The sequence below is a fragment of the Cellulosimicrobium cellulans genome, assembly GCF_016907755.1.
Taxonomy (GTDB): domain Bacteria; phylum Actinomycetota; class Actinomycetes; order Actinomycetales; family Cellulomonadaceae; genus Cellulosimicrobium; species Cellulosimicrobium cellulans_D.
Genome location: NZ_JAFBCN010000001.1, coordinates 3,703,000 through 3,717,724 on the forward strand (window position 1 = coordinate 3,703,000; position 14,725 = coordinate 3,717,724).

The 14,725-nt window shown below is 72.8% G+C and carries 9 protein-coding genes; 3 read left to right on the forward strand and 6 right to left on the reverse strand.

Annotated elements, in window-relative coordinates:
* Nucleotides 1-35 precede the first annotated feature (35 nt).
* On the forward strand, nucleotides 36-1,589 hold the full coding sequence (locus JOE63_RS16115) for an aminoglycoside phosphotransferase (RefSeq protein ID WP_307840160.1): 1,554 nt from the start codon (nucleotides 36-38) through the stop codon (nucleotides 1,587-1,589).
* A gap of 59 nt (nucleotides 1,590-1,648) precedes the next feature.
* On the opposite strand, the gene JOE63_RS16120 is transcribed toward JOE63_RS16115, so the two are convergent.
* The 5 genes from JOE63_RS16120 to JOE63_RS16140 all read right to left on the reverse strand — a co-directional run bounded on the left by JOE63_RS16120 (nucleotide 1,649) and on the right by JOE63_RS16140 (nucleotide 8,955).
* Complete coding sequence (locus JOE63_RS16120) at nucleotides 1,649-4,297, reverse strand: glycoside hydrolase family 2 protein (RefSeq protein WP_307840161.1); 2,649 nt, start codon at nucleotides 4,295-4,297, stop codon at nucleotides 1,649-1,651.
* Nucleotides 4,294-5,292, reverse strand: coding sequence for a carbohydrate ABC transporter permease (locus tag JOE63_RS16125; protein ID WP_204542588.1), 999 nt, complete (start codon nucleotides 5,290-5,292; stop codon nucleotides 4,294-4,296). The genes JOE63_RS16120 and JOE63_RS16125 overlap by 4 nt, the downstream gene beginning before the upstream one ends.
* On the reverse strand, nucleotides 5,289-6,248 hold the full coding sequence (locus tag JOE63_RS16130) for a carbohydrate ABC transporter permease (RefSeq protein ID WP_204542589.1): 960 nt from the start codon (nucleotides 6,246-6,248) through the stop codon (nucleotides 5,289-5,291). The genes JOE63_RS16125 and JOE63_RS16130 overlap by 4 nt, the downstream gene beginning before the upstream one ends.
* A gap of 127 nt (nucleotides 6,249-6,375) precedes the next feature.
* Entirely contained in the window at nucleotides 6,376-7,686 is a 1,311-nt protein-coding gene (locus JOE63_RS16135; RefSeq protein ID WP_204542590.1) for an ABC transporter substrate-binding protein, read from the reverse strand.
* A gap of 249 nt (nucleotides 7,687-7,935) precedes the next feature.
* A complete protein-coding gene (locus JOE63_RS16140) occupies nucleotides 7,936-8,955 on the reverse strand; it encodes a LacI family DNA-binding transcriptional regulator (RefSeq protein ID WP_239576726.1) in 1,020 nt (339 codons plus the stop codon).
* A gap of 163 nt (nucleotides 8,956-9,118) precedes the next feature.
* Here JOE63_RS16140 and JOE63_RS16145 point away from each other — a divergent pair, with 163 nt between their 5' ends.
* Both JOE63_RS16145 and JOE63_RS16150 read left to right on the forward strand, forming a co-directional pair.
* Nucleotides 9,119-10,126, forward strand: a complete 1,008-nt coding sequence (locus tag JOE63_RS16145; RefSeq protein ID WP_204542591.1) for a LacI family DNA-binding transcriptional regulator — start codon at nucleotides 9,119-9,121, stop codon at nucleotides 10,124-10,126.
* A 223-nt stretch (nucleotides 10,127-10,349) separates the two neighbouring features.
* Nucleotides 10,350-13,898 carry a glycosyl hydrolase gene (locus JOE63_RS16150; protein WP_204542592.1) on the forward strand — a complete coding sequence of 1,183 codons (3,549 nt, stop codon included), beginning with the start codon at nucleotides 10,350-10,352 and terminating at the stop codon, nucleotides 13,896-13,898.
* A gap of 94 nt (nucleotides 13,899-13,992) precedes the next feature.
* On the opposite strand, the gene JOE63_RS16155 is transcribed toward JOE63_RS16150, so the two are convergent.
* On the reverse strand, nucleotides 13,993-14,616 hold the full coding sequence (locus JOE63_RS16155) for a LysE family transporter (protein WP_204542593.1): 624 nt from the start codon (nucleotides 14,614-14,616) through the stop codon (nucleotides 13,993-13,995).
* Nucleotides 14,617-14,725 lie beyond the last annotated feature (109 nt).

Sequence of the window (14,725 nt, forward strand, 5' to 3'; positions counted from 1 at the left end):
GATGGCATGAAGGCGACCTGACGGAGGAGGCACGCGTGACGGTACGGCGGACGGCCCCGCCCTCGGCGGAGCTCATGGCGCTCCTGGACGCCTGGCTGCCCGCGCGGCGGTGGTACCCCGTGAAGGGGGTCGCCGTGCGGCACGTGCCGTGGCTGTCCTTCGCGCTCGACGTCCCGGCGTCCGCCGCGGCAGCCGGCCGGCCCGACGCCGCGTCGGCGGGCGTACGGGTCGAGCTCCACCTCCTGCGGCTCGTCGGGGACGGCGTCGACCTCGTCGTGCAGGTGCCCCTCGTGCTCGAACCCGCGGGCACGGCGGCCGGGGGCGTGGATCCCGGTGGTGCGGCGACGCACGGGAGCGCGACGTCGATCGGGATCCTCGGCGCGGACGCCCCGGGTGGCCCGGGATGGGTCGTGCACGACGGCGCCGCGCACCCCGCCTGCTGGGCGGCCCTCCTGGCCGAGGTCGCGTGGGAGGAACCGGGCTCGGCGCCCCGTGCCGCGGGGTCCGGCGACGCCGCGGCCCCCGACCGCGAGCTCGCCGGGGGCCGTGCGCTGAGCGTCGAGCAGTCCAACAGCTCGGTGCTGCTCCCGGGCGTCGCCGGCGGGAGCATGCTCAAGGTGCTGCGGGCCATCGCGATCGGGCCGAACCCCGACGTGACGATCCCGCGCGCGCTCGCGGCGCAGGGCTGGACGGGCGTGCCGCGCCCGCTCGCGTGGCTCGAGGTGACCTGGGACGCGGCGGACGACCCGGCCCGCGTCGGTCCGGGCACGGCCCACCGACCGGGCGACGCGGACGCACCGGCCGGGGCACCGCCGTCGGGCAGCACCCCGGACGAGGCTCCGCGCTCCGCGCACCTGGCGATCCTCAGCGAGTTCGTGGAGGGCGCGCGCGACGGGTTCGACCTCGCGTGCGCCTTCGCGGGCCAGGGTGCGTCGTTCGCCGACCTCGCGGCCGACCTGGGCCGCGTGCTCGCCGACCTGCACGCCGCGCTCCGGCGCGCGTTCGACGTCGGCTCGCCCGTCGACGCGCGCTGGCTCGTCGCGGACCTGCGACGACGCGGAGACGAGGCCGTCGCCTCGTCGCGCGCGCTCGGGCGGCGCGCGCACGACGTCACCGCCTTCTGGGACCGCACGTCCGCGCGCCTCGCGAACGTCACGCGCGTCCCCGACGCGCTCCCCCGGCTCCAGACGGTCCACGGCGACCTGCACCTCGGCCAGGTGCTGCACGCCCGCCGGTTCGGCTGGAAGGTGCTCGACTTCGAGGGCGAACCGCTGCGCCCCGTCGCCGAGCGCACGCGGCCCGACCTCGCGCTGCGCGACGTCGCCGGGATCGTGCGCTCGTTCGACTACGCCGCCGCCGTCGGGCGCGCCCGCGACGCCACGTGGGCGGTCCAGGCGCGCACCGCCTTCCTCGACGCGTACGACCGGGCCGACACGGCCGGCGTCGACCGCGCGACGTCCGAGGCGCTCGTGCGGGCGCTCACGCTCGACAAGGCGCTCTACGAGGTCGTGTACGAGTCCCGCAACCGCCCGGACTGGGAGCCCATCCCCCTCGCCGCGGTGGACCGCCTGCTCGCGGGGAACGCCTGACCCGGGGCCCTGGAGGGAGGGACCCGGTCGCTCACCGGGCCCCTCCCTCGAGGACGGGGTCAGCGCCGACCGCGGCCGGTGACGAGCTGGTTCGTCGAGCGCAGCACGCGCGGCGCGACGAGCGCGCCGGGCTCGACGCCCGCGAGCGCCGCCTCGGGCCCCGCGACGTGGAACGTCACGGACTCGCCGGGCAGGAGCGTGACGAGCATGTCGTCCGCGCGCAGGTCCGGGTGGACCTTGTCGGCGAGCAGCGCGAGGTCGCGCACGAGGTTCTCGGCCGTGACGCGCACGGCCCACGCGCCGGGCTCACGGTGCACCTCGGTGACGAGCCGCGGCGGGGCGAACGACGCGTCGCGCGGCTCCGCGAACCACCACACGGCTCGCCCGGTGCCGAGCGTCGCGACGAGCACCTCGCTCGCCGCGTCGCCCGGAGCCGCGACGTCCTGCGGCACCTCGACGCTCGTCGAGGTGCGCGTGCCGAGCGCGACGGGCACCTTCGCGACCGCGAGCTCCGTGCCCTCGAACGACAGCCGTCGCACGACGACGTCGCCCGACCACCCCTCGTCCGTGTCGTTGGACACCACGACCACGAGCCGGTCGGAACGGTCGCCCGACGCGACGCCGCCGTCGGCCGACCGGGGCTGGATGGTGAGCAGCCGGTCGGCGTGCGCGTGCGCGAGGGCGTGCAGGAGCGGCTTCGCGCGCCCGTCGCCGTCGACCGCGGCCCACGACGTCACGGGCCAGCAGTCGTTGAGCTGCCACACGACCGACCCCATCGTCCGGGGCGCCCACGAGCGCAGGTGCTCGACCGCGACCCGCACGGCGACCGCCTGGTTCCACGACATCGCCCAGTGCCAGTCGTCCATGTCGTCCGGCAGCGGCACGTGCCGCACCAGGCCGTCGGTGAGCTTGTCGTTGCCCTGCGCGGCCTTCTGGTGCACGAGCATGCCGGGCGACTCGGGCGTGAGCGGGTCGTCGCTGATCGCGCGCGTGAGCGTCGACCACGTGGGCGGGCCCTGCCAGCCGAACTCCGCCATGAAGCGCGGCACGTCGTCGCGGTAGCGCGGCCAGTCCTGCCGGTTCCACAGCTCCCACGAGTGCATCGACCCGTGGTCGGGGTCGTTGGGGTGCACGTCGAGGCTCCCCGACCACGGGCTCGACGGCGTGTACGGGCGCGTCCCGTCGAGCTCGGCGAGCACGCCCGGGAGCAGCTCGGTGTAGTACCCCAGTCCCCACGACTTGCCCTCGAGCCGCAGCTCCCAGCCCCACGCGCCGAAGCCCCAGATGTTCTCGTTGCTCCCGTTCCACACGACGAGGCTCGGGTGCGGTGCCAGGCGCGTGACGTTGTCGCGCGCCTCGGCCTCGACCTCCGAGCGCAGCGGCTCGTCCTCGGAGTACGCGGCGCACGCGAACGCGAAGTCCTGCCACGTGAGGATGCCGCGCTCGTCGCACAGGTCGTAGAAGTCGTCGGCCTCGTAGATGCCGCCGCCCCACACGCGCAGGAGGTTCATGTTCGCGAGCTCCGCCTGGTCGAGCCGGGCGGCGTACCGCTCGCGCGTCACGCGGTGCACGAACACGTCGTCGGGGATCCAGTTCGCACCCTTGACCCACACCGCGCGCCCGTTGACCACGACCGTGAACGACGTCCCGTGCTCGTCCGGCGTGAGGTCGAGCCGCGCGTCGCGGAACCCCGTGCGCCCGGTCCACCCGTCGATCGCGGCGTCGCCCGCGGCGAGCTCCACCTCGACGTCGTACAGCGGCTGCTCCCCGTACCCGCGCGGCCACCACAGCGCGGCGTCCGGGATCTCCACCGGCACGACGGCGGTCGTCGCGCCCGCAGGGAGCACCACCTCCGCGTCGTGGCGGCCCGAGGGGCCGCGCAGCGCGACGCGCACGGCGAGCGGTCCGTCGCCCGCGGTGCCGGCGCCGCTCGGGTCGAGCGGCGCGCGCTCGACGTCGACGTGCACCGCGACCCTGCCCGGCGCCGTGGCGAGGTGACCCGCGCGGGAGGACGCGTCGTGCGGCAGGTCCACCGAGACGAGCGGGCGCACGGACGCGACCCGCGCGGTGGACCACGACTCGAGGCGCACCGGCTTCCACAGCCCCACCGACGGCGCGTCGATCCCCCAGTCCCACCCGAAGCTGCACGCGGACTTGCGGATCGCGTTGTACGGGTGCTTGTTGACCTGCGGGCGGTAGCCGAGCGCGAGGGACTCGCGGTCGGCGTACCGCACGGGGGACGCGAACCGGACGACGAGCTCGTTCTCGCCCTCGCGCAGCAGGTCCGCCACGGCGACGCGGAACGTGCGGAACTGGTTGCGCGTGCTCAGGATGCGCGTGCCGTTGAGCGACACCGTCGCGACGGTGTCGAGCCCGTCGAAGGCGAGGTCGTGCCGGTCCAGACCGGGTGCGTCGGACGCGGACCACGCGAACGTCGTCCGGTACTCCCAGTCGCAGCGCCCCACCCAGGCGACGAGGTTCTCGTGGTCGTCGAGGTAGGGGTCGGGGATCAGCCCCGCAGCGAGCAGGTCGGTGTGGGCGCTGCCGGGGACCGTGGCCGGGAACTCCACGCCCGCGACGTGCGCGGGAACGGTCCCCGCGACGGCGCGCGCCGTCCAGCCCGCGTGGAGCTCACGCCGGACCAGGTGCGCGGGGTCGGGCGCCGGCACGGCGGGTGCGGTCGGCGTCGGGGCGGTCGTGCTCGTCACTTGGTGGCTCCTGAGGTCAGTCCGTTGTAGATGTAGCGCTGCAGCAGCAGGAACGCGACCAGCGTCGGGACGATGACGAGCACCGTCCCGGCGGAGATCACCTCCCACTGTGCGCCGAAGGGTCCCTTGAAGCGGAACAGCGACGTCGAGATGACGCCGAGGTCCCGCTTCGGCATGTAGAGCCAGGGCAGGTAGAACTCGTTGTAGATCGCGATCCCCTTGATGATGATCACGGTCGCGATCGCGGGCTTGAGCAGCGGGAAGACGATGCGCGCGTAGATCGTCAGACGGTTGGCGCCGTCGAGCATGGCCGCCTCGTCGAGCGACCGCGGGATCGACTTCATGAACTGCAGGAAGATGTAGATCGAGATGATGTCGGTGCCCATGAACAGGACGATCGCGGCCCACCGGGTGTTGAACAGGCCCAGGCCGCTGACGATCTGGAACGTCGCGACCTGCGTCGTGACCCCGGGCACGAGCGTCGCGAGCAGGAACGCCCCGACGACGAGCCGCTGGCCCCGGAACGTGAAGCGGTCGATCGCGTAGGCGGCCATCGTGCCGATGAGGATCGTCCCGGTGAGAGCCACCACGAGGATGATCGTCGTGTTGACGAACCCCTGGAGCATGCCCCCGCGCGTGAAGGCCGTGACGAAGTTGTCGAGGTTCGTCCAGCTCGACGGCGGGTCGAGCGGGCCGGTCTCCCGGAACTCGGCCTGCGTCTTGAACGACGCCATGAAGACCGTCACGAGCGGCACGACCGCGACCAGGCACGCCGCGACCAGCGAGGCGTACTTGAGCGTCGTGCCGAGGGGGCCGAGGACCGGGCTCGCCCCGCGCGTCCAGCGCGCCCACCCGGCGCGGACGCGATCGGTGGCCGACGGCGCGGGGAGCGGCCGGGCCGGCGCGTCGCCGACGTCGCGACGCGGCAGGGGCGCGTCCGGCGTCCGGGCGCCGTCGTCCGTCGCGGCGGACGTGCGCAGCGGTGCGGCGCTCATACGAGGTCACCTCTCTCGTCGGGGACGATGCGTCGCTGCACCCACGAGATGAGCAGGACGATGATCAGCAGGACGACCGCCATCGCGGACGCGAGACCCACCTTCGAGAACGTGAAGGCCGTGTTGACGGTCTGGATGACGAACGTCTCCGACCCGTTCGCGCCGCCCGTCATGATGAAGGGCATCTCGAACACCGACAGCGCGCCCGACACCGCGAGGATCACCGACAGCCCGATGATCTGGCGGATCCCGGGGGCGATGATGAAGCGGAACTTCTGCCACGCGTTCGCGCCGTCGAGGTCGGCCGCCTCGTAGAGCTCGTTCGGGATCGACTGGATCGCCCCGAGGAAGAGCACGAAGTTCAAGCCCATGTAGCGCCACACGCTCGTCGCGGCGAGCGAGACGTTGACGAGCGACGGGTCGCCCAGCCACAGCGGTGGCTCCGTGAGGCCGAACGCGGCGAGGAACGCGTCGAGCGTCCCGCCGGGCCGGAAGAAGTAGAGGAAGACGAGCCCGATCGCGACCCCGTTGATGAGGTAGGGGAAGAAGAGGATCCCCTTGAACCAGTTCCGGAACCGCGTGCTGAAGCTGAGGATCGTCGCGAAGTACAGCGCGAGGACGAGCTGAACGGCGGCGCCCACGAGGTAGTACAGGCTCACGAGGAACACGCGGAAGATCTCGGGGCGCGTGAAGATCTCGACGTAGTTCTTCCAGCCGACGGGCTCCTTGACAGGGTCGAGCCCGTCCCAGGACGTGAAGCTGTACCACACCATGTTCGCCACGGGGACGTAGGTGAAGAGCAGCAGCATGCCCACGGGGACGAGCAGGAAGAGCCAGGGCGTGACCCGCCACCCGCCCTTGGTCGCTCCCCCGCCCGGGGCGGGACGACGTCGTCCCCTCAGGCGTGCCGGGCGCGTCGCTCGGAGCGCACCGGCCGGTCCGGTGACCGCGGCCATCGCAGTCGCCTCCTTCGTTCGTGCTTGCTGGGTCGTCGCTCGCCGGGGGCCGGCGAGGCTTTGCCGGGGGCGGTCGCGCCCCGGGCGGGGCGGCCGCGCACCGTCGGGCGCGCGGCCCCCCGCCTCGTCAGCCGACGACCTCGGCGCGGGCCGTCGCCCAGCGGTCGTTGAGGTCGGCGAAGAACGACGCCTTGTCGCCGTCCGCCGCGCCGCGCGCGACGTCGATGTACTGGCGCCGGAACTGGTCGCCGTTCAGGTCGATCTCTGCGGCGTTGTAGATGTCGGCCAGGAGGTTCTCCTCACCCTCCGGCGCCGGGGCGATCTCGACCTCCTCGACGCCGAACGTCTCGAAGTCGGCGAGGATCTCCGGCGACTCCCCGCCCACCTGCGGCGCGAGCCCGCCCTGGCTCGCGGCGAAGCCCGACTCGTCGAGGAACCAGTACAGCCACGCCTCGGCGGCCTCCTTGTTCTCCGAGTGCTTCGAGATCGCGAGCTTGTAGTCCGCCCCGACCGTCGAGTGGAACGCGCCGTCCGTCTGCCACGGCATCGGCCAGAACCCGATGTCCTCGCGCGGGTTGCCCGCCGCCTCCGCGGCGTCCTGCATCTGCGTCACGGCCCACGAACCGAGCACCATGCTCGCGACCTGGCCGGTGCCGACGAGGTTCTTGGACTCCTCCCAGTTCGTCGTGGTCGGGTCGGGCTCGGAGAGGCCGGCCTCGACGACGTCGTAGAGGAGGGAGTCGATCGCGTACTGCTCCTCGCCCTCGGTCCACGGCGCGTCCTGCTCGGTGCGCAGGTTCACGGCCTCGGGGCCGTCGATCGAGCCCTGGTTGGACTGCCACTGCGTGAGCGGCCAGCCGTCCGCGTAGTTCGTGTAGTACGGGACGGTGTCGGGCGAGCTGTCCTTGATCGCCTGCAGCGCGTCGAGGAACTCCTCGGGCGTCGCCGGCGGCTCGGTGATGCCCGCCTTCTCCCACACCGGCTTGTTGAGCACGTAGCCCATCGCGGTCCCGAACGTCGCGAGCCCGTAGACCTGGCCCTCGTACGCCTTGTCGTGGATGAAGCGGTACTCCTCGCCGAGCTCGTCGACCGTCCCGAGGGGCTCGAAGAAGGTCGAGAGCTGGTCCGCGTCGACGGTGTTCGGGATGAGCAGGACGTCGCCGTAGTCGCCGGAGTTGAGGCGGATCGAGACGTCGCCCTCGTAGTCCGTCACCGCCTCGAACTCGACGTCGACGTCCGGGTAGGTCTTCTGGAACTCGGTCACGTAGTCCTGGAGCACGGTGTCGACGATGTCCGTGCGGTTCGTCAGGACGGTGATCGTCCCCGACGGACCGTCGCCGTCCCCGTCGCCCCCGCCGGTGGAGCCGCCGGAGCATGCTCCCAGCACGAGCACCACGGCCGCGGCCGTGCTCGCGGCAAGGATGCGCCTCTTCGCCATCTCGATCCCTCATTCTCGTCGTCGTTGACAGTGCGCGCCGCCCCGATGCGGATACAGCGCTTAAGCCGTTCGGCTGTCCGGTGCACCGGATGATCAGTTCCGATGTCGATGAGGACGAGTGAAGCGGTTAAGTTGCCGTAAGTCAACGACACGCGGTCACGGTTCGGTCACGACGACGAGAGCGTGCACCCCGGCGCGCCGGACCCCTCGGACGGCCCCGTCCGCGCGGGCCTGGCGCCCGGCCCGGTGTCAGCTCTCGACGCGACGCGCGGTCGTGCCCCGGGGGCGCAGCGTCGGCGTGGAGTCCAGGAAGCTCCCGCCCGTCCTGCCGTCGATGCGGTCGAACAACCGCCTCGCGACGTGGGCGCCGAAGCTCGTCACGTCGTGGCTCAGTGCCGACAGCCGGGGGTACGTCGCCTGGCAGAGCGGGGAGTCGTCCCAGGCGATGATCGACAGGTCCGACGGCACACGGACGCCGAGCTCGCTCGCCACGCCGAGACCCGCGAGGGCCATGACGTCGTTGTCGTAGATGATCGCCGTCGGCCGTTCCGGTCCCGTGAGGAGCGTGCGCGTGGCGCTCGCCCCCTGGTCGGCCGTGTAGTCGGTCCGCCCGATCTCCCCGTGCACGCCGAGCCGCGCCACCTCCTCGCGGAACGCCTCGTCGCGGATGTGCGTGTGCCCGAAGCTCGTGACCCCCGCGACGCGCGCGATGCGCCGGTGACCCACGGCGTGCAGGTAGCGGACCGACTCGCGCATGGCCGAGGCGTCGTCGGTCCACACGTTCGTGAGGTCGCCGGCGAGCGCCGGGTCGCCCACGACGACGGCCGGGATCGTGTCCGGCTCGGACAGCCAGGCCACGCGCGGGTCGTCGAGGCGGAGGTCCACGGTCACGACGCCGTCGACCCGGCGCGCGGCCCGCCACTTGCGGTAGGCGCGCAGCTCCGCGTCGAGATCGGGGACCACCTGGAGGAGCAGGCCGTACGACCGCGCCGCGAGCTCGGACTCGATGCCCGCGATGAACTGCATGTAGAAGGACTCGAAGCCGAGCGTGCTCGGGTCGCGCGCGAGCACCAGGCCCACGGTCTCCGTGCGTGCCCCCGAGAGCGAGCGCGCGGCCGAGCTCGGCTCCCAGCCCAGCTCCGCGGCGACACCGAGGATCCGCGACCGGGTCTCGGCCGACACCCCCGGCCGGTTGTTCAACGCGTACGACACCGCACCCGTGGACACGCCTGCCCGCCGGGCGATGTCCGCGATCGTGATCCGGGCCATGGTGCGCTCTCCTCGTCGTCGAGACGGCCCCCGTGCCGTCGCCCACACGCTGCACTGAAGCGCTTCACCTGTCAACTGCCGAACCTCGGCACGCCTCCGCGGCGACCGACCGGACACCGCAGCGCCCGGCCACCGTCCCCGTCGCCGCTGCTAGGGTCGGCCCGTGCAGAAGCCGCAGCAACGAGCCACTCTGGCCGACGTCGCGCGGCTCGCCGGGGTGAGCGCCAAGACCGTCTCTCGCGTCTACGACGGCAGCACCAACGTCTCCCCCGACACCCGGCGCCGTATCGAGGAGGCCGCCGCGCGCCTGAGCTTCCGGCCCAACCTTCTTGCGCGCGACCTCCGCCACGGCGGGGTCTCGTCCGCCGTGGGGTTCGTGCTCGGCGACCTCACCAACCCGTTCTACTTCCAGGTCGCCGCCGGCATGGAGCGCGAGCTCGCGCAGCACGGTCTGACCATGGTGCTCACCGCGACCGAGGACGACCCCGCCGAGGAGGAGCGCGTCGCCGGCACGCTGCTCGCCCAGCGCGTGCGCGCGCTCGTGCTCGTCCCCATCGCGCGGGACCAGTCCTACCTCGAGAGCGAGCGGCGGCTCGGCACACCCGTCGTGACGATCGACCGTCCGGCGCACAACCTCCTCGCCGACTCGGTCGTCCTCGACAACCGGGAGGGCACGGCGGAGGCGGTCCGGGCGCTCACGCGGCTCGGCCACCGCCGCGTCGCGTTCGTGTGCAGCCCGGCGAATCTGTACACGCACGCCGAACGCCTCGCCGGCTACCGGGAGGCGCTCGGCGAGGTCGGCGTCACGGACACGTCCGCGTGGGAACGACTCGACGACGCCGGCGGACGCAGCACCGAGGCCGCGGTGCTGGACGTGCTCGCCCAGCCTGACCCCCCGACCGCGATCGTCACCGGCAACAACCGCGCGAGCGCGGCGCTCGTCCGCGCGCTCGGCCCCGCGCGCGACGACCTGGCGTACGTCGGGTTCGACGACTTCGACCTCGCCGACGCGCTCGGTTTCAGCGTCGTCGCCTACGACACCCGCGAGATCGGTCGCGCCGCCGCACGCCGCGTCCTCGAACGGCTCGACGACCCGCAGGGCGCGCCGGTCCACGTCCGCATCCCCACCCACCTCGTCCCCCGCGGCTCCGGCGAGCGCCCCCCGCGGTAGCGCCCCGCCCGCGCGAGGGAGAGCCGTGGTCGCGTGGCCGGGGTTCTCGCTCGCAACAGTCATTGTCGACGTTGTCAAGCGGAAGGCTCGACGCCGCCGGTCCTACCTCTCCGCCAAATGTCCTCGGTCGACGAAAGAGCCATGTCAACGTTGACATGTGCAGCGAGCAAGCCCTAGCGTCCGCTGGGTCAGCGCATCTCTCACCGGACGAAGGAGTCCTCCCATGTCCCGACGACACATACGTCGGAGCACCACAGCCGCGGCCGCGGTGCTGTCGCTCCTCGCGACGTTGGCGCTCGCGGCGACGCCCGCGTGGTCCTCTCCCGGTCCGGCAGCGGGGTCCACCGCCGCCGACCCGCCCGACGACGAGCCCGTCGTGGTGAGTCTCGACGACTTCGACGGCTATGCGGGCGATTCCGCGCTGTCGTCGCTGTACCCCCGCAACACGAACGGCGGGACGAACACGGCGACGCTCGTCGACTCGCCGTTCGACGCCGAGGGCGAGGACCTCGGGACGGCGATGCGGTTCGACTACGCGTTCACCAACGGCTACTCCGGTCGCTCGCGCGCGGTCGACGGCTACTGGCCGGGACTGCGGGCGGTCGAGCTGTGGATCGCGAACGGCACGCCCGGGCAGGACGTGCTGCTGCAGCTCTCCGACGGCGCGTCGTTCGAGGCGCACCTGAACGACGTCGCGGGCTTCGACGCGGCGTCCACCGCGCCGCAGCGCGTGCACGTCCCGGTCGAGGACTTCCGCCCCAAGTCCGGCACCGGGACCCTGCGCACGAGCGGGATCGCCTCGTTCGCGCTCTACGTCAACCAGGTCGGGGCGGGGACAGGAGGCACCATCGTGGTCGACGAGATCGACCTGCTGTTCGACGTCGCACCACCGGTCCCGGAGGTGACGTTCCCCGTCACCGAGCTCCGCACGGACGGCGCCGGGAACCTCCTCTCGCTGCTCGCCGAGCACGCCGTCGTGCCCGACGGCGCACGGGTCGTCCAGGCGACGTGGACCTCCGACGACCAGACGGTCCTGCGCGACGCGACCCGCCCCGAGCCCAAGGGCGACTTCCGCGGCGAGGGTGCGGTCGGCGTCGACGTCCACCAGGTGCGCCTCTTCGTCCCGGCCGAGGACGGCGGCGCGGGCACGACGTTCGCCGTCGACGTCGGCACGCACCTCGAGATCGAGGTGACCGACCTGCCCGCGCCGGTCGACGTCGTCGACTACCTCGACGCGATCACCGGCACCGGGATGCTCTCCGCGATGCACCACGACCAGTCGTACGCCAACCCCGCGGCGAACGACGTGCTGCACCAGCGTGTCGCGAACGAGTTCGGCGTCTACCCGGCGCTGTACAGCGCGGACTTCCTCACCGGCCAGACGGTCCCGTACCGGCAGAACATGATCGACGAGGTCCGCCGTCAGTGGGACGCCGGCAACCTCGTGCAGATCATGTTCCACGTCTCGCCCCCGCAGTACACCGTGGCCCAGGAGGCGCAAGGCAACTGGGGCGGCGACCAGGCGCACGAGACGCTCCCGAGCCCCAACCGGATCTACTCGTTCCTCTACGAGGACCAGTGGGACGAGCTGCTCAGGGACGGCTCGCCGCTCAACGAGAACTGGAAGCTGCGCCTGGACGAGTACGCGCGCCTGCTCCAGCCGCTCGAGGACGCGGGCGTGACGGTCATGCTGCGTCCGTTCCACGAGATGAACCAGCACGTGTTCTGGTGGGGCGGGCGGCCGGGGCTCGACGGCAGCGCCGGCCTGTACCGGATGGTCCACGACTACCTGGAGCAGGAGAAGGGGTTGTCGAACATCGTGTGGGTCTGGAACGTCCAGGACCTGCCCGACGACTACGGCTTCGCCGACGGCGACCCCAAGTTCGACCGCTACGAGGGTCTCGAGGGCGGACTGCCCGAGTACGACGCCAACGACTGGTCGAGCTTCAGCCCCGGTGCGGACTACTACGACGTGCTGTCCGTCGACTTCTACGACGTCGAGGGCTACGCGCCTCGGCACTACGAACAGGCGCAGCGCGTCGCGCAGCGCGACGACAAGCCGATGATCGTCGGCGAGACGTTCGTCTTCCCGACGCAGGACGAGATCGCGGCGCAGCCCGACTGGTCGCTCGCCATGCCGTGGGGCGTGCGGACGTGGAACTACAACACGCCGCAGGCCATGGCGACGTTCTACGAGCACAGCATCGGCGCCGCGGGGCTGCCGCGGTTCGCGACGCGCGACAACACGGCGACGCCCACGGCCACGGACGCCCGCGTCGTCGGCGTCGTGAACCCGCACGGGTACGAGGTGGCCGCGCTCGCGGTGCGCTACTCCACGCCGCTGCCCGCGGGCGAGCTCGACCCGGCGGCGTTCGCCGTCCGGGCGGACCTCGACGGCCCGACGCCGGACACGTCGTCGGACGGCCCGCGCACCGTGGTCCGGGCTCACACGGCAGCAGGGCCCGACGGCGCCGGCTCACCCGGGCAGGAGTCCGCGCCGGGCGAGTGGGTCGTCCTGGAGCTCGACACGTCCGACGCCAACGCGGCCGGGACGTTCTACTCCGGGACGACGCAGACCTACGACCTGGCCGCCGCGTACTCGGTGACGCAGGTCGCCGACGTGCGCGTCGGCGGGACGACCGTGCCCGCGTCCGACGGCCCGGTCGCGTCGACGGCGGTCGACACGCCCGTCGTCGACGAGTACGAGGCCGGGGTGTGGGACGGGCCGGGCGACGCGTTCCGGTACCGGCTCTTCACACCGCGCGCGTACCGCGAGGCTCCGGACGACGACACGCTCTACCCGCTCGTGCTCACGCTCCACGGCACGGGCGAGACCGGCACCGACAACGCCGTCCAGCTCCTCGGCAACCAGCTCTCGGTCGCGTTCGCCGCGCCCGAGCGGCAGGCGAGCGACCCGGCGTTCGTCCTGTCCCCGCAGCGCGCCCCCGACCAGGACTGGCTCACGCCCTCCGGGCGCGAGGCGCTCGTCGGGATGGTCGAGGACATGGTCGGCCGCTACCCGGTCGACCCCGACCGCGTGTACCTCACCGGGCTCTCGCGCGGCTCGCGCGCGAGCTGGCCGCTGCTCGCCGAGGACGGCGGCCTGTTCGCGGGAGCGCTGCTCGTCGCGGGTGGCGAGTCGGCCGAGCTCACGGCGCGGATCACCGACCTGCCGGTCTGGGTACATCACGCGATCGACGACCCGACGGCGCCGTACGCCCTCACGCTCACGGCCCTCGACGGCCTCGAGCGCGCGGGCGCCGTCGTGACGCGCGGCGAGTGGGCGGGCAACCTCCCGCGCGACGCTGCGGCGGCGCGGGCGCAGGCACTGTGGGACGAGGCGCGCGCCACGGGCAGCGAGGTGCTCCACACCGCGTACACCCCGGGCACGACGGGCACCCCGGACCGGCTCGCGTACCCGCACTCGTCGTGGATCCCGACCTACGCGAACCCGGTCGTCCTGGACTGGCTCTTCGCGCAGTCGCGCGACGGCGGCCCGGCGGTCTCGGTCGAGGCGTCGGCGCGCTGTCTCGCCGGGAAGGCGTACGTCGCGGTCCGGGCGACGAACGCCGGCGGCAAACCGGTCGGCATCTCCCTCACCACGCCGTACGGCAGCAGGACGTATTCGGCCGTGGCGCCCGGCGTGAGCGCCTACCAGTCGTTCGCGTCGCGGGCGACGGCGTTACCGGCGGGAACCGCGACCGTCACCGTCACCGCGGGCGACGGCACCACGACGCTCGACGCGCCGTACGACGCCACGACCTGCGGGTAGCGTCCGACCTTCCCGCACGTCGTCACCGACGAACGACGCCCCCGCCGCCCGTCCGGGCGGCGGGGGCGTCCTTCTGCCCCTGTCCGAGCCGCGCTCAGTGGACGGCGGCGAGCAGGACGCCGACCCCGACGAAGAGGCCGCCGAAGAGCCGGTTGGCGGTGCGCTGCCCGCGCGGGCTGCGGGTCAGTCGCCGCAGCCCCGTGGCCGCGGTCGCGAAGAAGAACCACATGACGAGCACGTCGATCACGACGACCGTCACCCCGAGCACGACGTACTGCGGCAGCAGCGGCCGGTCCGGCCGGACGAACTGCGGGATGAACGCGAGGAAGAAGACGATCGCCTTCGGGTTCGTGAGGTTGACGAGGAGCCCGCGCCGGACCATGGACCACCGCGACTCCGGTCCGCGCGCGACGGCCTCGCCGTCGTCGCCGCTCGGACGCGACCGCCACTGCCGGATCCCGAGGTAGACGAGGTAGGCGGCGCCGCCGTACCTGACGACGTCGAACAGGACGGGCGAGCCCGCGACGAGCACGCCGACGCCGGCCGCCACGATCGCGACGTGCGCGACGAGGGCCAGCTGCTGGCCGAGGATCCCCCAGATGGAGCGCGCCCACCCGACGCCGATCGAGTTGGCCATCGTGTTGACCGCTCCCGCGCCCGGCGTGAGCGAGATGAGCACCCCGGCGGCCGCCAGGGTCGTCCAGACCGACCACGCCATGGCGGACAGGATAGGCGCCAGCCGGCGGGCGCCGAGCACCCGAGCGCACCGCGTACCTGAAGCAGCGTGCACCCAGAGCGCCGTGCACCCTGAGCGGAGCGCCCCGGGC

Coding starts and splice junctions, on each gene's coding strand:
- JOE63_RS16125 (WP_204542588.1), bottom strand. CDS start 5,292: ATGAGCGCCGCACCGCTGCGCACGTCCGCCGCGACGGACGACGGCGCC.
- JOE63_RS16130 (WP_204542589.1), bottom strand. CDS start 6,248: ATGGCCGCGGTCACCGGACCGGCCGGTGCGCTCCGAGCGACGCGCCCG.
- JOE63_RS16135 (WP_204542590.1), bottom strand. CDS start 7,686: ATGGCGAAGAGGCGCATCCTTGCCGCGAGCACGGCCGCGGCCGTGGTG.
- JOE63_RS16140 (WP_239576726.1), bottom strand. CDS start 8,955: ATGGCCCGGATCACGATCGCGGACATCGCCCGGCGGGCAGGCGTGTCC.
- JOE63_RS16150 (WP_204542592.1), top strand. CDS start 10,350: ATGTCCCGACGACACATACGTCGGAGCACCACAGCCGCGGCCGCGGTG.
- JOE63_RS16155 (WP_204542593.1), bottom strand. CDS start 14,616: ATGGCGTGGTCGGTCTGGACGACCCTGGCGGCCGCCGGGGTGCTCATC.